The 18,831-nt window shown below is 69.2% G+C and carries 17 protein-coding genes and 1 riboswitch; of the genes, 11 read left to right on the top strand and 6 right to left on the bottom strand.

Features of this window, described 5'->3' with window-relative positions; genetic code table 11:
* Nucleotides 1-8 precede the first annotated feature (8 nt).
* On the top strand, nt 9-794 hold the full coding sequence (locus tag Q5H91_RS01095; protein ID WP_305171384.1) for a histidine phosphatase family protein: 786 nt from the start codon (nt 9-11) through the stop codon (nt 792-794).
* A gap of 23 nt (nt 795-817) precedes the next feature.
* Here Q5H91_RS01095 and rnhA read toward each other — a convergent pair whose 3' ends face one another.
* The 3 genes from rnhA to ispH are packed head-to-tail and all read right to left on the bottom strand — an operon-like array spanning nt 818 to nt 3,193.
* Entirely contained in the window at nt 818-1,267 is a 450-nt protein-coding gene (gene rnhA / locus Q5H91_RS01100; RefSeq protein ID WP_305171385.1) for a ribonuclease HI, read from the bottom strand.
* A complete protein-coding gene (gene thrB / locus Q5H91_RS01105; protein WP_305171386.1) occupies nt 1,264-2,223 on the bottom strand; it encodes a homoserine kinase in 960 nt (319 codons plus the stop codon). Before thrB ends, rnhA begins: the two co-directional genes overlap by 4 nt.
* A gap of 10 nt (nt 2,224-2,233) precedes the next feature.
* Nucleotides 2,234-3,193 carry a 4-hydroxy-3-methylbut-2-enyl diphosphate reductase gene (ispH, locus tag Q5H91_RS01110; RefSeq protein ID WP_305171387.1) on the bottom strand — a complete coding sequence of 320 codons (960 nt, stop codon included), beginning with the start codon at nt 3,191-3,193 and terminating at the stop codon, nt 2,234-2,236.
* A gap of 117 nt (nt 3,194-3,310) precedes the next feature.
* Between ispH and Q5H91_RS01115 the strand changes: the two genes are divergently transcribed.
* From Q5H91_RS01115 to gcvPB, 6 genes are all read left to right on the top strand, one after another.
* Complete coding sequence (locus Q5H91_RS01115) at nt 3,311-3,925, top strand: hypothetical protein (RefSeq protein ID WP_305172337.1); 615 nt, start codon at nt 3,311-3,313, stop codon at nt 3,923-3,925.
* Nucleotides 3,925-5,082 carry an acyltransferase family protein gene (locus tag Q5H91_RS01120; RefSeq protein ID WP_305171388.1) on the top strand — a complete coding sequence of 386 codons (1,158 nt, stop codon included), beginning with the start codon at nt 3,925-3,927 and terminating at the stop codon, nt 5,080-5,082. Before Q5H91_RS01115 ends, Q5H91_RS01120 begins: the two co-directional genes overlap by 1 nt.
* A gap of 36 nt (nt 5,083-5,118) precedes the next feature.
* A riboswitch (glycine riboswitch) is annotated at nt 5,119-5,245 on the top strand.
* 166 nt (nt 5,246-5,411) lie between these two features.
* Complete coding sequence (gene gcvT / locus Q5H91_RS01125; RefSeq protein ID WP_370655195.1) at nt 5,412-6,605, top strand: glycine cleavage system aminomethyltransferase GcvT; 1,194 nt, start codon at nt 5,412-5,414, stop codon at nt 6,603-6,605.
* Nucleotide 6,606: 1 nt separating this feature from the next.
* Nucleotides 6,607-6,975, top strand: coding sequence for a glycine cleavage system protein GcvH (gene gcvH / locus Q5H91_RS01130; RefSeq protein ID WP_305171389.1), 369 nt, complete (start codon nt 6,607-6,609; stop codon nt 6,973-6,975).
* A gap of 139 nt (nt 6,976-7,114) precedes the next feature.
* On the top strand, nt 7,115-8,473 hold the full coding sequence (gcvPA, locus tag Q5H91_RS01135; protein WP_305171390.1) for an aminomethyl-transferring glycine dehydrogenase subunit GcvPA: 1,359 nt from the start codon (nt 7,115-7,117) through the stop codon (nt 8,471-8,473).
* Complete coding sequence (gcvPB, locus tag Q5H91_RS01140) at nt 8,470-10,032, top strand: aminomethyl-transferring glycine dehydrogenase subunit GcvPB (RefSeq protein WP_305171391.1); 1,563 nt, start codon at nt 8,470-8,472, stop codon at nt 10,030-10,032. Before gcvPA ends, gcvPB begins: the two co-directional genes overlap by 4 nt.
* A gap of 3 nt (nt 10,033-10,035) precedes the next feature.
* On the opposite strand, the gene Q5H91_RS01145 is transcribed toward gcvPB, so the two are convergent.
* Nucleotides 10,036-10,371, bottom strand: coding sequence for a hypothetical protein (locus tag Q5H91_RS01145; RefSeq protein WP_305171392.1), 336 nt, complete (start codon nt 10,369-10,371; stop codon nt 10,036-10,038).
* Nucleotides 10,368-12,113, bottom strand: a complete 1,746-nt coding sequence (locus Q5H91_RS01150; RefSeq protein WP_305171393.1) for a DUF885 domain-containing protein — start codon at nt 12,111-12,113, stop codon at nt 10,368-10,370. The genes Q5H91_RS01145 and Q5H91_RS01150 overlap by 4 nt, the downstream gene beginning before the upstream one ends.
* A gap of 85 nt (nt 12,114-12,198) precedes the next feature.
* Here Q5H91_RS01150 and Q5H91_RS01155 point away from each other — a divergent pair, with 85 nt between their 5' ends.
* On the top strand, nt 12,199-12,702 hold the full coding sequence (locus Q5H91_RS01155; RefSeq protein ID WP_305171394.1) for a CcdC protein domain-containing protein: 504 nt from the start codon (nt 12,199-12,201) through the stop codon (nt 12,700-12,702).
* On the opposite strand, the gene Q5H91_RS01160 is transcribed toward Q5H91_RS01155, so the two are convergent.
* Nucleotides 12,689-13,588, bottom strand: a complete 900-nt coding sequence (locus Q5H91_RS01160; RefSeq protein ID WP_370655196.1) for a DMT family transporter — start codon at nt 13,586-13,588, stop codon at nt 12,689-12,691. The two genes, Q5H91_RS01155 and Q5H91_RS01160, sit on opposite strands and share 14 nt — an antisense overlap.
* Nucleotides 13,589-13,719: 131 nt before the next feature.
* Between Q5H91_RS01160 and Q5H91_RS01165 the strand changes: the two genes are divergently transcribed.
* From Q5H91_RS01165 to Q5H91_RS01175, 3 genes are all read left to right on the top strand, one after another.
* Nucleotides 13,720-15,252: an aminoacyl--tRNA ligase-related protein gene (locus tag Q5H91_RS01165; RefSeq protein ID WP_305171395.1), complete on the top strand. Its 1,533-nt coding sequence runs from the start codon at nt 13,720-13,722 to the stop codon at nt 15,250-15,252.
* 66 nt (nt 15,253-15,318) lie between these two features.
* Entirely contained in the window at nt 15,319-16,401 is a 1,083-nt protein-coding gene (locus Q5H91_RS01170; protein WP_305171396.1) for a potassium channel family protein, read from the top strand.
* A 141-nt stretch (nt 16,402-16,542) separates the two neighbouring features.
* Complete coding sequence (locus Q5H91_RS01175; protein WP_305171397.1) at nt 16,543-18,828, top strand: ribonuclease R family protein; 2,286 nt, start codon at nt 16,543-16,545, stop codon at nt 18,826-18,828.
* The last annotated feature ends 3 nt before the right edge of the window (nt 18,829-18,831 follow it).

Genomic DNA, 18,831 nt, shown 5'->3' on the forward strand with positions numbered 1-18,831 from the left:
GATGTGCCGTGCCGAAGATCGCTACGCTGTTCGCAACATTGCTGGCGGCGGCGTCCGCCATGCCCGCGCAGGCGGCATCGTTCCTGTTCATCCGCCATGCCGAAAGCACCGCCAATGCGGGCACCGCCGCCACCCCGCAGGAGGCGCTGGACCCGCCGCTGACCGCGCTGGGCCAGCAGCAGGCGATCGACCTGGCCAAGGTGCTGGCGAGCTATAATGTCACCAGCATCTACACCAGCGCCTATCAGCGCACGCAGAAGACGATCGCGCCGACGGCCGCGCTGTTCGGGCTGACCCCGACCATCGATGCGCGCACCAACGAATGGTATTACGGCGACGCCAAGAGCCTGTCCGACGTGAGCAACGCGCAACTCTATGGCGTGATCGGTGCCTGGGCGGCGGGCAATACCGCCGCCAAGACGGACCTGCCCAACGCCGAGTCGCTCGATGATCTCGCCGCCCGCGTCCTGCCGGCGTGGCAGGAGATCATCGACGCGCATCGCAACGACACCGGCACGATCGTCATCGTCGGGCATGGTGCGGAAACCGGCTTCGTCATGCCGTATTTCGCCAGGAACGTCAGTTCCGGCTTCGCCTTCGCCAACGGCATGCGCAACACCGGCATCATCCAGGTCGAACTGGTGGGCGGCCAGCCCTATGTCACCAACTGGCAGGGTACGGCGCTCGCCGTGCCCGAACCCGCCAGCTGGGCGATGATGCTGACCGGCTTCGGCGCCATCGGCTATGTGATGCGCCGCCGGCGCCGGGTCGCCACGCGGGTCAGCTTCGCCTGACCCCTGTCATCAGCGGTAGGGTGCTACCGCCGCCCGGCCACCACCGCCGCGTCGCTCGCCAGCTTGTCGGCGCGCTCGTTGTCGGGGTGGCCGGCATGGCCCTTGACCCATTTCCAGTCGATCTTGTGGCGTTTGGCGGCTTCCAGCAGCGCCTGCCACAGTTCGGCATTCTTCACCGGCTTCTTGTCGGCGGTCTTCCAGCCGTTGCGCTGCCAGCCATGGATCCACTTGGTCAGGCCGTCCATGACGTAGCGGCTGTCGGTGGAGAGCTTAACCGTGCAGGGTCGCGTCAGGGCGTTCAGCGCCTCGATCGCCGCGGTCAGCTCCATGCGGTTGTTGGTGGTCAGCGGCTCGCCGCCCGACAATTCCTTCTCGGCAGTGCCGAACCGGATCAGCGCGCCCCAGCCGCCGGGGCCGGGATTGCCCTTGCACGCACCATCGGTGGCGATTTCCACCACATTCTCTTCACTCATGCCGTCCGCGTCGCCAATACTGGATCATAATGATGGAGCCGGCGCATGTACGCCAGCGGGTCCTTGCGCGTCACCAGCGCATCGGCCGGCGTATTCAGCCAGTCCCAGGCACGCGACAGCGCGAAGCGGATGCAGGCGCCGCTCGCCAGCGTGGTGAAATGGGCCCGCTCGGCAGCGGACAAGGGGAAATGCGTCTCGTATCCGCGCAGCAGCGCGTCGCCGACCCCCGCATCGTACCCGCGCCCGTCGCCGCGGAACGACCAGGCGGTGTGCATGATCGCGAGATCATAGGCGCGGATGTCGGTGCAGGCGAAATAGAAGTCGATCAGCCCCGTCACCGCCTCGCCCAGCATCAGGACGTTGTCCGGAAACAGGTCGGCATGGATGACGCTGCGGTCGAGGGCATCGCCGGGCCAGCGCGCGACGACATGGTCGATCGCCTCGGCCAAATCGTCGTGCAGCCCCGGCGCGATCTGGTCGAGCGCGCGGCCGCAGCGCTCGAACAGGGGACGCCAAGCCTCGACGCCCATCGTATTGGGCCGCTCGCCGGTGAAATCGCCGACCGCACCGTGCAGCCGGCCGAGCGCGGATGCGGCGGCCTCCGCCTGCGCCGCGCTCGGGTGCGACACCGATACGCCGGTCAGGAAGCGGATCAGGCAGGCCGGGCGCCCCTGAAGCTCGTGGATCACGCGATCCTGCAGGTCGGGCACCGCGGGCGGCACCGGCAGCCCCTTGGCCGCGACATGGTCGAGCAGGTCGAGGAAGAAGGGCAGGTCGCCCGCCGCCACCCGCTTCTCGTAAAGCGTCAGGATGAAGCGGTCGCGATCGGTGTCGACCAGGTAGTTGGAGTTCTCCACCCCTTCGGCAATGCCCTTGGCCGACACCAGCGCGCCGACATTGAACCCGCTCAGGAAGTCGGCCAGCGCCTCGGCGGAGACCTGCGTGTAGACGGCCATGCGCGGGGCGTCAGGCTGCGGCGTCGAGGTCGCGGGGCAGCTTGAACGCGATCGTCTCGCGCGTGGTTTCCTCTTCGCGCTCCGTCACTGCGTAGCGCTCACCCAGCCGCTCGACCAGCTCGCGCACCAGCAGCTCGGGCGCGGAGGCGCCCGCGGTCAGGCCCAGCGTGCCGACTCCGATCAGGAAATCCCAGTCCAGGTCGGCCGCCCGCTGGATCAGGCGGGCGGGAACGCCCTCGCGCTCCGCCACCTCGACCAGCCGGACCGAGTTGGACGAATTGGGCGCGCCGATCACCAGCATCGCGTCGCACTGGCCCGCGATCGCCTTCACCGCCGCCTGACGGTTCGAGGTGGCGTAGCAGATGTCCTCGCCGCGCGGCGCCTGCATCAGCGGGAAGCGGCGCTGCAGCACCGCGACCACCGCGGCGGTGTCGTCGACCGACAGGGTGGTCTGGGTCAGGAAGGCGAGGTTGGCGGGATCGGGCGGCACGAACGCCTCCGCGTCCTCCACCGTCTCGATCAGGCTCATGTCGCCGGCGGGCACCTGGCCGAAGGTGCCGATCACCTCCGGATGGCCGGCATGGCCGATGAAAATGATGTGGCGCCCGGCCGCGACCAGTCGTTCGGCCTGGCGATGCACCTTCGACACCAGCGGGCAGGTGGCGTCGAGATAGTCGAGCCCGCGACTCTGTGCCGCCGCCGGCACCGACTTGGGCACGCCATGGGCGGAGAAGACGACCGGCTTGCCGTCGGGCACCTCGTCCAGATCCTCGACGAAGATCGCCCCCATCGATTTCAGCCGGTCGACGACGAACTTGTTGTGGACGATCTCGTGCCGGACATAAACGGGCGCACCGTGCTTCTCGATCGCCAGTTCGACGATGCGGATGGCGCGGTCGACCCCGGCGCAGAAGCCGCGTGGGGCGGCGATCAGGAGGTCGAGCGGAAGCTTGGGCGAGGGGGCCTGCATGGCCCCGGCCTTACGCGATTGCTTGCGCGGGTCCAAGCCGGTTCCTATGGCGGGCCGACTGGCCCAGCAAAGGTACGCGTTTCCGTGAAAGCACCGCTTCTCTTCTCCGCCGCTGCGATGTCGGCAATGGGCCTGGTGGCGGGCTGTGCCCGGACGGGCGAGATCGACGCGACCGGCGGCATCACCGCGGTGCGCTCTGCCTGCCCGGTGGTCGGTCAGCCGGCCGGCACCGGCGACGTCACCCTGTTCGACCCTCCCGCCAGCCAGGATGCGACTGCGATCGACGTGACGGCGGCCATGACCAATGTGCGCGGCACCTGCGACGAGGCCGGCGAGGAGATCGTGACCACCGTCACCTTCGACGTGCTCGCCCGGCGCACCCGCACCGATGGACCGCGCGACGTGCAGTTGCCCTTCTACATCGCGGTGGTGCGCGGCGGCACCGCGGTGGTCGCCAAGCGGGTCGCGACCGTCAACGTCCATTTCGACGCCGGCCAGGCACGCGCCAGCACGCGCGGCACGGCCAGCACCAGCGTCGCCAGGTCCGCCGCCACCCTGCCGGCCGAGGTGCGCGAACGGCTGACCCGCCGCCGCAAGGCAGGCGACGAGGATGCCGCGGTCGATCCGCTCGCCCAGCCCGAGGTGCGCCGCGCCGTGCTGTCCGCCAGTTTCGAGGCGCTGGTCGGCTTCCAGCTGACCGACGCGCAGCTGAAGTACAACGTCACCCGTTGATGCCCGACACGCTTTCGGCCGCGACATCGACGAGCGCGGTCGCGCCGGGCAAGCGCCACTATGCAATACTCGACGGGCTGCGCGGCGTCGCCGCCGTCATGGTCGTGATCTTCCACCTGTTCGAGGCCTATGCCGGCGGCGATTCGCACCGGCAGATCGTCAACCACGGGTATCTGGCCGTCGACTTCTTCTTCCTGCTGTCCGGCTTCGTCATCGCCTATGCCTATGACGATCGCTGGGGCGGGATGACGCTGCGGGAATTCTTTACCCGGCGGCTGATCCGGTTGCAGCCGATGATCGTGCTCGGCAGCCTGATCGGCGCGGTGCTGTTCTACACCCAGGCGGGCCGCTACTTCCCGCTGATCGCCGCCACCCCGGTCTGGCAGATGCTGCTGGTCATGCTGCTCGGCATGACCCTGCTGCCGCTGCCGCCATCGCTCGACATTCGGGGGTGGGACGAGATGCATCCGCTGAACGGCCCGGCCTGGTCGCTGTTCTTCGAATATGTCGCCAACATCGCCTACGCGCTCGGGATGCGCCGCCTGTCGAACCGCGTGGTCGCGCTGCTGCTGGTGCCCGCTGCGGCGCTGCTGGCCGACGTCGCGGTGTTCGGGCCACGCGGAGACCTGGTCGGCGGCTGGGCGCTTGACGCCGGCGGTCTCAAGATCGGTTTCGCGCGGCTGACCTTTCCATTTCTGGCGGGCATGCTGCTGATGCGGACGGGCTGGCGCCTGCCGCTGCGTCACGGCTTCGCGATCTGCGCGGTACTGCTTGCCGCCGCGCTCGCGCTGCCTCGGGTCGGAGGTGTGGGGCAGGACTGGATGAACGGCCTGTACGAGGTCGGCTGCGTTGTCCTCCTCTTCCCGCTGATCGTGGCGATCGGCGCGGGGCAGTTGGAGGCGGAAGGCCGGTCGGTGCGGATCGCGCGGGTGTTCGGCGACCTGTCCTACCCGCTCTACATCACCCATTATCCGCTGGTGTATCTCTACACCGCCTGGGTGGTGGACAACGGCATTCCGCAGGAGACCGGCGCCATCGTCGGCGCAGCGACGCTGGCAGCGGCACTGGCCATCGCCTGGGCCAGCCTGCGCTTCTACGACGCGCCGATCCGGCGGCGACTTGCGCAGCGTTTCCTCAGGGCGCGCAATCACGCTTGACGGCAGGCGCGGCGCTGGCCACAGGCCGGACCGTCGACGCCACGCGCGGGAGAGTGCCCCTTTCCCCGGCCCCAACGAAGTATCGCTTCGATGGGCCGGTCAGGGGCCGCCGAAGGAGCAACCACCCCGGAATCTCTCAGGCATCAGGGACCGCGCGAGGATATACGACACTCTGGAAAGCGCCGCTGCCTTTCAGGCGGCCGGCCACCGAAGGGGTAACCTTGGCATAGGCCGGGGGAAAGCTCTCAGGTTTCGTGACAGAGGGGGACCGGACCGCCAGCGGACGCGTTTCGCCGTCGGTCGCCCTTTGTGCGAGAGGAGTGTTGGCCGTGACGGACCCACAGACAGAGCTGAACGTCGAGGACGCGCCCGAGGGCGTCGAGGAACCGCAGATCCTGCCGCTCGATGCGTGGCACCGCGCGCGCGGCGGCCGGATGGTCCCCTTCGCCGGCTATCTGATGCCGGTCCAGTACGAAGGCATCATGGCCGAGCACCTCTGGACCCGCGAGAGCGCCGGCCTGTTCGACGTCAGCCATATGGGCCAGCTGGTCTTCACCCATGACGGCGATATCGCCACCGTCGTCCGCGCGCTCGAATCGGTGCTGCCCGGCGACGTGGCGGGGCTGGGCGACGGCCGGATGCGCTACTCGCTGCTGCTGAACGAAGAGGGCGGCATCCTCGACGACCTGATGGTCACGCGCCGCGGCAGCGAGATTTACATGGTCGTCAACGGCGCGACCAAGTATGACGACATCGGCCATCTGCTCGACGCGCTGCCCGACGACGTCACGATGAATTTGCAGGACGAGCAGGCGCTGCTCGCGGTGCAGGGCCCCAAGGCGGTCGACGCGCTGGCGCGGCTGGTGCCGGGGGTCGAGGCGCTGGTGTTCATGACGGCAGGCGCGTTCGACTGGAACGGCCACGCGCTGTGGATCAGCCGATCGGGCTATACCGGCGAGGACGGGTTCGAGGTGTCGATCCCCGCCGAGGCCGCCGCCGCCTTCGCCGACGCGCTGTGCGCCGAGCCGGAGGTGAAGCCGATCGGTCTGGGCGCGCGCGACTCGCTGCGGCTGGAGGCGGGGCTGCCGCTCTACGGCCACGACCTCGATCCCGAGACGACGCCGGTCATGGCCGATCTCGGCTTTGCCCTGTCGAAGCGGCGGCGCGAGGCGGCGGACTTCGCCGGTGCGCAGCGCATCCTGGCCGAGCGTGAAGCAGGCCCGGCCGTGAAGCGCGTCGGCCTGCTCGTCACCGGTCGCCAGCCCGTGCGCGAGGGCGCGTCGGTCGTGGCGGAGGACGGCGCGGTGATCGGCCGCGTCACCTCCGGCGGCTTCGCTCCCACGCTCGGCGCGGCGATCGCGATGGCCTATGTCCCCGCCGAACTCGCCGCTCCGGGCAGCGGCGTCCGCCTGGTCCAGCGCGGCAAAGTCCACGAGGCGACCGTTGCCGCCATGCCCTTCGTCCCCCATCGCTACGTGCGCGCCAGCGCCAGCCCCCAGACCCCCTCTAAAGCCGGAGCCTGACATGCGTTATTTCACCGAGGATCATGAATGGATCGAGGTCGACGGCCAGATCGGCACCGTCGGCATCAGCGACTATGCGCAGAGCCAGCTCGGCGACATCGTCTTCGTCGACGTCCCCGCCGACGGCCGCCAGCTGGCCAAGGGCGACGAGGCGGCGGTGGTCGAGTCGGTCAAGGCTGCCTCCGACGTCTATTCGCCGGTGTCGGGTGCGGTGCTGGAGGGCAATCCGGCCCTCTCCGACTCGCCCGATCTGGTGAACTCCGACGCCGAGGGTGAGGGTTGGTTCTTCCGCATCACCCTGTCCGACGAGGCCGAACTCGACAGCCTGATGGACGAAGCCGCCTATGAGGCGTTCGTCGCCAAGCTGTGACGACCCGCTAACTGCCCTTTGATCCCTGTCGTCATGCCAGCGCAGGCTGGCATCTCGGGCCGCGGGAGCGACGTCATCGTCTCTCCTGCGGGCAAAGACCCCAGCCTTCGCTGGGGTGACGGCCTTCCGAAAGCCCGTCATGCGCTATCTCCCGCTCACCCAGTCCGACCGTGACGCCATGCTGTCGGTCATCGGCGCCGCATCGATCGACGATCTGTTCGTCGATGTGCCCCCGGCCGCGCGGCTCGATGGCCCGGTCCACGACCTGCCGAACCATGCGTCCGAGCTGGCGGTGGAGCGGCACATGACCGCGCTCGCCCGGCAGAATGTCGTGGCGGGGGAGGTGCCCTTCTTCCTCGGCGCCGGCGCCTATCGCCATCATGTCCCCGCCAGCGTCGATCACCTGATCCAGCGCGGCGAGTTCCTGACCGCCTACACGCCGTATCAGCCGGAAATCGCGCAGGGCACGCTCCAGATGCTGTTCGAGTTCCAGACGCAGGTCGCGCGCCTGCTCGGCACCGACGTGGCGAACGCGTCGATGTACGACGGCTCGACCGCCTGCTGGGAGGCGATCGGCATGGCGCGGCGGATCACCAAGAAGGCGAAGGCGATCCTCTCGTCCGGGCTCCACCCGCACTATGTCTCGGTCGCGAAGACCATGGCGAAATATACCGGCGACCTGCTCGACACCGCCGTGCCGCAGCTGACCGCCGAGACCGATCTCGACCGGCTGATCGCCGCGATCGACGACGAGACGAGCTGCGTCGTCGTCCAATATCCCGACATCCTCGGCCGCATCGCTGACCTGCGCCCCCTCGCCGACGCGTGTCACGCGAAGAAGGCGCTGCTGATCGCGGTGGTCACCGAGCCGGTGGCGCTCGGCGCGCTCACGTCGCCGGGAGAGATGGACGCGGACATCGTCGTGGGCGAAGGGCAGTCGCTCGGCGTCGGGCTCCAGTTCGGCGGCCCCTATGTCGGGCTGTTCGGCTGCAAGGACAAATATGTCCGCCAGATGCCCGGGCGCCTGTGCGGCGAGACGGTCGACGCCAATGGCAAGCGCGGCTTCGTGCTGACGCTGTCGACCCGCGAGCAGCATATCCGGCGCGAGAAGGCGACGTCGAACATCTGCACCAATTCCGGGCTGTGCGCGCTGGCCTTCTCGATCCACATGACGCTGCTGGGCGAGAAGGGGCTGCGCGGCCTGGCCATGCTCAACCATCGCAAGGCGGTCGCCGCCGCCGACCGGCTGGCGCAGGTGCCGGGCGTGTCGGTGGTGAATACCGGCTTCTTCAACGAGTTCACCCTGACCCTGCCGGTCGAGGCGCGGCCCGTCGTCCGCACGTTGGCCGATCGCGGCATCCTGGCCGGCGTGTCGCTCGGACGGCTCTATCCCGGCGAGGCGGACCTCGCCAACGGGCTGGTCGTCGCGGTGACCGAGACGACAACCGGGGAGGACGTCGAAACCCTTGCCGCCGCGCTTCAGGAGGTACTGGCATGAGCATCAACCAGAGCGGCTGGCGCCCGGCGATGACGGCGGCCGGCGATGCGGCCCCGTCACTGACCTTCACCGGCAATCGCGCGCTGATGCTGGAGGAAGCGCTGATCTTCGAGATCGGCGATAGCGAGACGACGGGTGTCGACCTGGCCGATACGCTGGTCGGCGAGGACCGCCTGGCCGGTCTGGCCCGCGCCACCCCGATCGGTCTGCCCGGTTTGTCGGAGCCGGAGACCGTCCGCCACTACACCCGCCTGTCGCGGCAGAACTATGCGATCGACCTGGGCCTGTTCCCGCTAGGCTCGTGCACGATGAAGCATAATCCGCGCCTCAACGAGAAGGTCGCGCGACTGCCCGGCTTCGCCGACGTCCATCCGCTCGCGCCGGTCGACACGGTGCAGGGTGCGCTCGGCGTCATCAACGAGCTGGCGGTGTGGCTCATCAAATTGACCGGCATGCACGGCGTCGCGATGAGCCCAAAGGCGGGCGCGCATGGCGAGCTGTGCGGCATCCTGTGCATCAAGGCGGCGCTGGAGAAGCGCGGCGAGGGGCACCGCAAGGTCATCCTGGTGCCCGAGAGTGCGCACGGCACCAACCCCGCCACCGCCGCCTTCGCCGGCTTCACCGTCGAGGACATTCCCGCAACGCCGGACGGGCGCGTCGATACCGACGCGCTGAAGGCGCGGCTGGGGCCGGACGTCGCCGCGGTGATGATTACCAACCCCAATACCTGCGGCCTGTTCGAGCGCGACCTGAAGGCGATCTCCGACGCGGTCCACGCCGCCGGCGGCTATGTCTATTGCGACGGCGCAAACTTCAACGCGATCGTCGGGCGGGTGCGGCCGGGCGACCTTGGCGTCGATGCGATGCACATCAACCTGCACAAGACCTTCTCGACCCCGCACGGCGGCGGCGGACCCGGGTCCGGTCCGGTGGTGCTGTCGAAGGCATTGAGCCCGTTCGGTCCGCTGCCCTTCACGGCGCGCATGGCGGACGGCCACATCCAGTTGATCGAGGAAGAGACGGCGGGCGACGATCATCCCGACACGTTCGGCCGGATGACCGCGTTCCACGGCCAGATGGGCATGTTCACCCGCGCCTTGACCTACATCCTCAGCCACGGTGCCGACGGGCTGAAGCAGGTGGCCGAGGATGCGGTGCTGAACGCCAACTACGTGCTGCGTTCATTAGAGGACGTGCTCGACGCCCCCTTCGCCGGTGCGGGGCCGTGCATGCACGAGGCGCTGTTCAGCGACGCGAACCTGGCCGACGGCTTCTCGACGCTCGACGTCGCCAAGGGGCTGATCGACGAGGGCTTCCACCCGATGACGGTCTATTTCCCGCTGGTCGTCCACGGCGCGATGCTGGTCGAACCGACTGAAACCGAATCGAAGGCGGCGCTCGACCAGTTCATCGGCGCGCTGCGCAGCGTCGCCGAACGGGCCAAGGCGGGCGATCCGGCGCTGAAGTCAGCCCCGCACTTCGCCCCGCGCGCGCGGCTCGACGAGACGCTGGCCGCGCGCAAGCCGGTGCTGGTGTGGAAGGAGCGGCCCGCAGCGTGACGATCAGGGTCGGCGCACCGCGTTCCAGTTGAACAGGAAGTTGCGGTGCTCGGCCCAGGTCTGGCCCTCGACATGGTCGCCGACCAGACAGGCGGCGGTGTGATACGGGCCCTTGCCGTCGGTCGTGCGGAAGCTGACACAGCTGCGCCCGCGCGCGGACTTCCATCGACCGGCCTCGATGCTGCTCTGGTAGAAGGAGCCGGTCACCGTCCCGTCCGGCTGCAGGTGCAGATCCATCGGCTGGACATAGGGTTTGGCGGGATCGGTCGACAGGTCGACCGTCCACGCACCCTCCAGCGTCGGGGCGGCGGCCGCAGCCAGCAGCAGGATCGCGATCATCCGTCGCTCTCCTTCGGGTAGGGATCCTTGCCCCCTTCGGCGATGAACCGGTCCACCCGCGCCGCCAGCACGGGCAGCGGCACCGAGCCGAGCGACAGCACCGTGTCGTGGAAGGCGCGGATATCGAACTTGTCGCCGAGCGCCTTCTCCGCCTTGGTGCGCGCCTGCTGAATGGCGAGCTGGCCCAAATAATAGCTCAGCGCCTGACCGGGCCAGCCGATATAGCGGTCGACCTCGGTCCCGATCTCCCGCTCGGACAGGGCGGTATTGTCGCGCAGGAAAGCCTGCGCCTGCTCGCGCGTCCAGCCCTTGGAGTGGACGCCGGTATCGACCACCAGCCGCACCGCGCGCCACATCTGATAGCTGAGCATTCCGAACCGCTCGTACGGCGTCTCGTAGAAGCCCATCTCGTCGCCCAGCCGCTCGCAATAGAGCGCCCAGCCCTCGCCGTATGCCGAGATGTAGCTGTAGCGGCGGAACGGCGGCAGGTCGGTATTCTCGTTGGCCAGCGACATCTGCCACGCATGGCCCGGCGCACTCTCGTGCAGGGTCAGCGCCGGCAGCTGGAACAGCGGGCGCGACGGCAGATCATAGGTGTTGACCAGATAGCCGCCCGGCCCGCCGCGCCCGGCGGTGTAGAAGGGCGCGATGTCGAGCGGGACCGGCCGGATCGCGAAGCGCGCGCGCGGATTGTGCCCGAACCAGCGGCTGGCCATCGCGTCGAAGCGCTTGGCCTCCCACGCCGCTTCCTTCAGCAACTGCTCGGGCGTCCTGGCGTAGAATTGCGGATCGGTGCGCAGGAATGTCAGGAAGGCGGGCAGGTCGCCTGAGAATTTCGCGTCCGCCTTCACCGTCTCCATCTCGGCACGGATCTTCGCGACCTCGGCCAGCCCCAGCCGGTGGATCTGGTCGGCGGTCATGTCGGTGGTGGTGAACAGGCGGATGCGACTTTGATAATAGGCCGCGCCGTCCGGGTAGCTGGTCGCGTCGAGCGGTTTGCGCAGGCCGGGAAAGTAGGTGGTGCGCAGGAATGCCAGCAGCTTGCGGTGCGCGGGGATCACCTGCGCCTCGATCAGCCGCTTCGCTTCCGCCTGCAGCGCGGCGCGGTTCGGCACGGTGGCGGGCATTTTGGCGAAGGGTTCGTAATAGACGGTCGCCTCGGCACTCTTCGCGTCGGCGATCGCCACCACCGGCGCCTCGCGGCCCTTCATCACGACGGCGGGCGGGGTGAAGCCGCGTTTCAGCCCGGCGCGCAGATTGTCGGTCTGCTGGTCGAGATAGCGCGGCATCTCGCCCAGCCACGTCAGGTAGTTGCGGTAATCCGCCGCCCCGCGCGCGAACTGCCCGCGCGCGGCATATTGCAGGTCGCCCCAGAATGCGCTGTCGCCGTTCAGCGGCTTCTCCCACTCGCGGAACTTCGCGTCGGCGAGGAAGCCGGCGATCTGGTTGCGATAGACCTGATAATTGACCAGCGTCGTGGGCGAGAGCGCTTTTGTGTCGATCGCGTCGAGCCGCTTCATCACGCCTTGCCAATAGCTTGCGCGGCGTTCCTCGGCGGCGGCCGACACGTCGGGCAAGTGCGCGTTGGTCTCGTCGCGCTCGTCGTCGGCGAGGTGCTGAGCGGTCCGCCAAGCCCACTCGCCCTGCCAGATCGCGGTGAAGGCGCGGTCGGCACTGGTCGTCTGGGCAGGAGCGGGAGCGGCGGCGAGGAGCGCGATCGGCGCGATCAGGGAGCGGAGCATGGCCGCAGCGTGCGCGATCGGTCCCCTCGGATCAAGCGGGCCGATCAAGCTGGACGGCGTCGCGATCTGCCGACACACTGGCGCCATGCAGCCTCGCCCCGACACCCTGCTCACCTACGCCATCACCGCCGGCGTCATCCTGCTCGTCATGGCGCTGCGCTGGCGACGGACGGGCAGGGCGGTGCCGTTGAAGCTGGAGCGGCTGTGGATCCTGCCCGCGATCCTGACGCTGGCGGTGGTCGCGACCTTCGCCACCATGCCGCCGCACGGGCTGGGCTGGCTGTTCTGCCTGATCGCCGCCGGATTGGGTGCGGCGCTCGGCTGGCAGCGCGGGCGGATGATGCACATCGCGGTCGATCCAGAGACGCACCAACTGAGCCAGACATCGTCGCCCGCGGCGCTGGTCCTGATCCTCGCCATCGTCGTGCTGCGCCAGGCGGCGCGGGCGGGTGGGGCGGCGTGGCTGCACCTCGACGCGCTGGCGCTGTCGGACATGCTGCTGGCGCTCGCCTTCGGCCTGGTCGTCGCGCAGCGGGTGGAGATGTACCTGCGCGCCAGGCGGCTGCTCCGCGCCGCTATTCCTCGCTGAGCGCGCTGCGGGTTTCCTCACGCCGGCGGACATGCTCGCGCCAGACGATGTAGAGACCGGACGCGACGATCAGCGGCGCGCCGATCCAGGTCGTGTCGCTGGGCAGCGTGCCGAAGAGCAGCCAGCCATAGCCCGTCGCCCAGAGCAGCGAGCTATAGTCGAACGGCACCACCACCGACACCGCGCCGCGGCGGAGCGACGAGGTCATCGCCAGCTGCGCCGCCCCGCCGAACAGGCCGACGGCCGCCAGGCATGCCCAGGTCGCCAGCGGGTGCGCCTGCGCCTGGAGCATATAGGCGATGCCGAGCGGCACCAGCGACAGGACCGAGAACCACCAGACCGTCGTCTGCGCCCGCTCCGTCCGCCCGATCTGGCGCAGCAGGATGAAGACGACCGCGGTCAGCAGTGCCGCGACGATGCCATAGAGCGCCCCGTCGAGCGGAATGCTGTGCCCGCCCGGTCGCAGCACGATCAGCACGCCGACAAAGCCCAGCGCCACCGCGCTCCACCGCCGCCAGCCGGTCGGCTCGCCCAGCACCAGCGCGCCGAGCACCGTGGCGAAGATCGGCGTGCTGAACATGATCGTCGCCGCCTCCGCCAGCGGCAGCGCGAGGAGTGCCGCAAAGGTAAAGGCCATGCTGACCACGCCGACGATCGCCCGGCCGACATGCGCGCCGATCCGCTGCGTCCGGACGGATGCCAGCCCGGGCCCGCTCGCCACCACCGCGGTGACCAGCAGCGCCGCGCCGAACTGGCGAAAGAACAGGATCTCGCCCAGCCGTGCGCCGTTCACCTCGGCCAGCTTGATCGCGGCGTTCATCGTCGCGAACAGCCCGACCGACAACAGGCGCAGGCCGATGGCAGGGAGCAGGCGGTCGCTGCTCACCATCGCGTCATGCCGGGCTCGTCCCGGCATCCACTGTCCCGCTCACGTTGCACGGGCGGCTCTTGCGGGAGGGTGGACCCCGGAACAAGTCCGGGGTGACGAAAAACTACGGTGCCGCTACAGCCCCGCCGATGAAGCACGCACTCCCCGTCACCCGCGAGGCGGATTTCGCCGCCTGGTATCAATCCGTCATCACCGAGGCCGACCTGGCCGAGGAGTCCGGCGTCCGCGGCTGCATGGTCATCCGCCCATGGGGCTATGGCATCTGGGAGCGGATCCAGCGCCTGCTCGACGACCGGATCAAGGCGACGGGACACGAGAACTGCTATTTCCCGCTCTTCATCCCGCTCTCCTATTTCGAGAAGGAGGCTGAGCATGTCGAGGGATTCGCCAAGGAGATGGCGGTCGTCACCCACCATCGCCTGATCGGCGACGGCAAGGGGGGGCTGACCCCCGATCCTGCTGCGAAGCTGGAGGAGCCGCTGGTCGTCCGGCCGACGTCGGAGACGGTGATCGGCACCGCCTTTGCCCGCTGGGTCCAGTCGTGGCGCGACCTGCCGGTCCTCATCAACCAGTGGGCCAATGTCGTCCGCTGGGAGATGCGTACCCGCATGTTCCTGCGTACCGCCGAGTTCCTCTGGCAGGAGGGCCACACCGCCCATGCCTCCGCCGACGAGGCGCGGGAGGAGACGCTCAGGATGCTGGAAGTCTATCGCGAGTTCGCCGAGACCTGCCTCGCGCTCCACACCGTCGCCGGCGAGAAGCCCGAGAACGAGCGTTTCCCCGGCGCGGTGGAGACCTGGTCGATCGAGGCGATGATGCAGGACGGCAAGGCGCTGCAGGCGGGCACCAGCCATTTCCTCGGTACCAACTTCGCCCATGCGCAGAACATCCGCTTCCAGAACGCGGCCGGCGAGCTGGAGCTGGCCAACACCACCAGCTGGGGCGTGTCGACGCGGATGATCGGCGGGGTCATCATGGTGCACGGCGACGATGACGGGCTGCGCGTGCCGCCGGCGATCGCGCCGTGGCAGGTGGTGATCGTGCCGATGCTGCGCGACCAGCCCGAGGATCAGGCGATCGTCGATTACTGCCGCTCGCTTCAGAAGGAGCTGGCGGCGCAGTCTGCGCTCGGCGAGCCGGTCCGCGCGCTCCTGGACCTGAAGCCGGTCAAGGCCGCGACCAAGCGCTGGGGCTGGGTGAAGAAGGGCGCGCCCGTTGTGATCGAGGTCGGCGGGCGCGACGTGGCCGGCGGCAACGTCTCGGTCATCCTGCGCACCGATCTGTATCAGGACGGCGGCAAGCTGAAGTCGGCGGTGATGCCGCGCGGCGATCTGGTGGGGTCGATCGCCGCGACGCTGGAGGAGGTGCAGGCCACGCTGCTCGGCCAGTCGACCCAGGCGCTGCGCGACCGGATCGTGCCCGTCGACGACTGGGCCGGCGTCGAGGCGCATTTCGCCGAGGGCGTGAAGAACCCCGGCTGGATCGATGTGCGCTGGTCGAAGCCGACCGGCACGGCGCTCGACGCAGTGGTCGAGCGGCTGAAGGCGCTGAAGCTGACCATCCGCAACGCGCCGCTCGGCCAGACCGGCTGTGACGAGGGCCCGTGCGTGTTCACCGGCGCGCCGGCAGTGGAGCGCGTGCTGATCGGTCGGGCGTATTAAAGCTCCTGCGCCCTTCCCTGAGAGGGAGGGGCGCAATTTTCCCAGACCGCGCTACAACCAATCTCCATGACCCCGCACCGCCCCGTTCGCCGCGCCCTTCCGCCCGGCCGCATGGCGGCGCGGGCGGCGGTGCAGGTGGCGCGGCCGCGCTTCTACCGCGCCGGTCGGTTCGGTCCGCTCACCACGCTCGCCATCCGGGCAGCGGCGGTGCTGCTGCTCGTCGGCATCGCGCTCGGGGGCCACTGGATCGACCGGGCGGGCCTGAGGGACAATAGCGACGGCTCGGTCACGTTCCTCGATGTCGTCTACTTCACCGTCATCACCGTCACCACGGTCGGCTATGGCGACATCGTCCCTGTTTCCAACTCGGCGCGAATGTTCGACACGTTCGTCGTCACGCCGATCCGCATCTTCGTGTTCCTCATCTTCCTCGGCAGCGCGTACAGCTTCATGCTGCGACAGGGATGGGAAAGGTGGCGGATGGGCCTGATACGACGCGAGCTGAAGGATCATGTGGTCGTCTGCGGCTATGGCCGGTCGGGCGCGGCATCGGTCGCCGAACTGCTGGAGCGCGGCCACGCCCCCGGCACCATCGTCGTCGTCGACGAACGCGCCGAGCGGCTGCGCGAGGCGGAGGAGCTGGGTGTCGCCACGGTGGAGGGAGACGCCACCCACAACGCCGTCCTGTCGATCGCCAAGGTGGAGGCCGCCGCCTCGGTCATCGTCGCGCCGGGACGCGACGACACGGCGGTGCTGATCGTCCTGACCGTCCGCCGCCTAGCACCCCAGGCCCAGGTCGCGGTGTCGATCGCGGCGATCGAGAACGAGCAGCTGGCGCGCGATGCCGGCGCGACGATCATCGTCAATCCGGTCAGCTTCGGCGGGCAGCTGTTGGCGCAATGCACCAACGGTCCGCACATCGCCGACTATGTCGCCGACCTCGTGACCCGCGGCGGCAAGGTCGAACTGCGCGAGCGGCCCGTGCGCGACGACGAGATCGGCCGCAGCCCGCGCCAGATCGTCGGCGGCCAGCTGCTGCGCATCTATCGCGGCGACCGTGCTATCGGCTTCTGGGAGGCGGACGCGCAGGTGCTGCAGCCCGGCGACTCGGTGATCGAGGTGGTGCAGGCCGGCGGGGGCGAGCGATAGCGGCCTGTCCCGCCCACCCTATATGTGGCAGGCCATGACCATGTTTTCCGCCACGCCACCAATTCACAACGATCTCGTCATTCCGGCGAACGCCGGCATGACGGCTCTGGTGAAGCGGTTCACCATGAGTGGGGTCCGCTGATGCCCAAACACGCCACGCCCGGCCTGCCGACCCGCGAGCAGATCCTCGACTTCATCACTTCGTCTGACACGCCGGCCGGCAAGCGCGAGATCGCGCGCGCGTTCGGCCTGACCGCACAGGCGAAGATCGCGCTGAAGGCGCTCCTGAAGGACATGGCCGACGAAGGGCTGATCGACAGCGCCCCCGGCCGCGCCTTCCACAAGATGGGCGGGCTGCCCAAGGTCACCGTGCTGCGCATCGTCGACGTCGACGACGGCGGCAATGTCTGGGCAAGCCCGGAGCGCTGGGAGGCGGACGGCGTGCCGATCCCGCGCATCCGCGTGCGCGAGCGCAAGCGCGGTGCGCTGGCGATCGGCGAGCGCATCCTCGCCCGCACCGAGGAGACCGGCAACGGCTGGACCGCGCACCCGATGAAGGTGCTGGCCCGCGCGTCCGAGCAGATCCTGGGCGTGCTGCGCGGAGTTGCGGGTCGGGATGTCCCCCGGACATCCCTCGACCATGCGGGGCATGGTCGACCCGCAACTGGTGACCGGCTCTGGCTGACCGGCGTCGACAAGAAGGAGCGGCGCGAGTTTCCCGTCTCCGACGCAGGCGATGCGGGGCCGGGAGACCTGGTGCTGTGCGAACTGGGCGGCCGCCCGCCGCGGATCACCGTCCGCGTCGTCCAGAAGCTGGGCGATCCGTTCGCGCCGCGCAGCTTCTCGCTGATCGCCATCCACAAGCTCGGCATCCCCGACCGCTTCGAACCGGAAACACTGGAGGAGGCCGAGCGCGTCGCCCGACAGCCGCTGGGCGAGCACCGCGAGGACCTGACCCATCTGCCGATCGTCGCGATCGACCCCGCCGACGCGCGCGATCATGACGACGCGGTCTGGGCCGCGCCCGACGACGATCCCGCCAATCCCGGCGGCTGGCGCGCGATCGTCGCGATCGCCGACGTGTCCTTCTATGTTCGCCCCGGCTCGGCCCTCGACAAGGACGCGCGGCGGCGGGGCAATTCGGTCTACTTCCCCGACCGGGTCGTGCCGATGCTGCCCGAGATCCTGTCGGCGGACGTCTGTTCGCTGAAGGAGGGCGAGGATCGCGCCGCACTCGCCTGCCACCTGACGATCGGCAAGGACGGCGAGCTGAAGGGCTGGCGGTTCAGCCGCGCCGTGGTGCGACTGGCGGCGAACATCGCGTACGAGGACGCGCAGGCCATCATCGACGGCCAGATCCTGCCCGCTCGCGGGGAGGACCTGCGTGCCGTCCTCCAGCCCCTCTGGTCCTGCTGGCACGCGCTCGCCAAGGCCCGCGACGCGCGCGAGCCGCTCGACCTCGACCTGCCCGAGCGCCGGGTCGTACTCGACGAGAAGGGGCGTATCCTCTCCGTCGCCCCGCGCGAGCGGCTCGACGCGCACCGGCTGATCGAGGACTACATGATCGCCGCCAACGTCGCCGCCGCCAAGGCGCTGGAGGCGAAGAAGGCGCCGGTCATGTACCGCGTCCACGAACCGCCGAGCCGCGAGAAGCTGGTCGCGCTGAAGGATTATCTCGGCACCTTCGACATCGCCTTCGCGCTCGGCCAGGTCATTCGGCCCAAGACGTTCAACCACATCCTCGACCGGGTCGGGGAGGCCGATTTCCGGCCGCAGGTGATGGAACAGGTGCTGCGCACCCAGACCCAGGCCTATTACGCGCCGGCCAATCAGGGGCATTTCGGACTGTCGCTGGGCAGTTACGCGCACTTCACCTCGCCGATCCGGCGCTATGCCGATCTGGTCGTCCACCGGGCGCTGGTCGGCGCCTATGCGCTGGGCCCGGGCGGCGCGCTGCCCGCGGACGATGAGATGGAGCGGATCGGCACCAGCATCAGCCAGCTCGAGCGCCGCGCGATGGAGGCGGAGCGCGACACGATCGACCGCTACGTCGCCGCCTTCCTGGCGGAACGGGTGGGGGAGGAGGTCGACGCGCGGATTACCGGCATCACCAATTTCGGCTTCTTCGCGACCGTGGAGGGCGTCGGCGGCGACGGCCTGATGCCGGTCCGCGATCTGGGCGGCGAATATTTCCAGTTCGACGAGGGCGCGCGGACGCTGACCGGGCAGGACAGCGGCGACGTCTATTCGCTGGGCCAGCGGCTGCGGCTACGGCTGGCGGAGGCGAACCCGGTATCGGGCGGGCTGCGTTTCGAACTGCCGGGCGGCAAGGGCGCCGCACCGCCGCATCGCTCGGGCAAACCGCAACGCGTCCTGAAGCGGCGGGGGCGGCCGGCGAACATTCGGCACCAGGGGAAGCGCCGGTAGGCT

Origin of the sequence: Sphingomonas aurea, from assembly GCF_030678875.1 — a bacterium.
GTDB lineage: Bacteria > Pseudomonadota > Alphaproteobacteria > Sphingomonadales > Sphingomonadaceae > Sphingomonas > Sphingomonas aurea.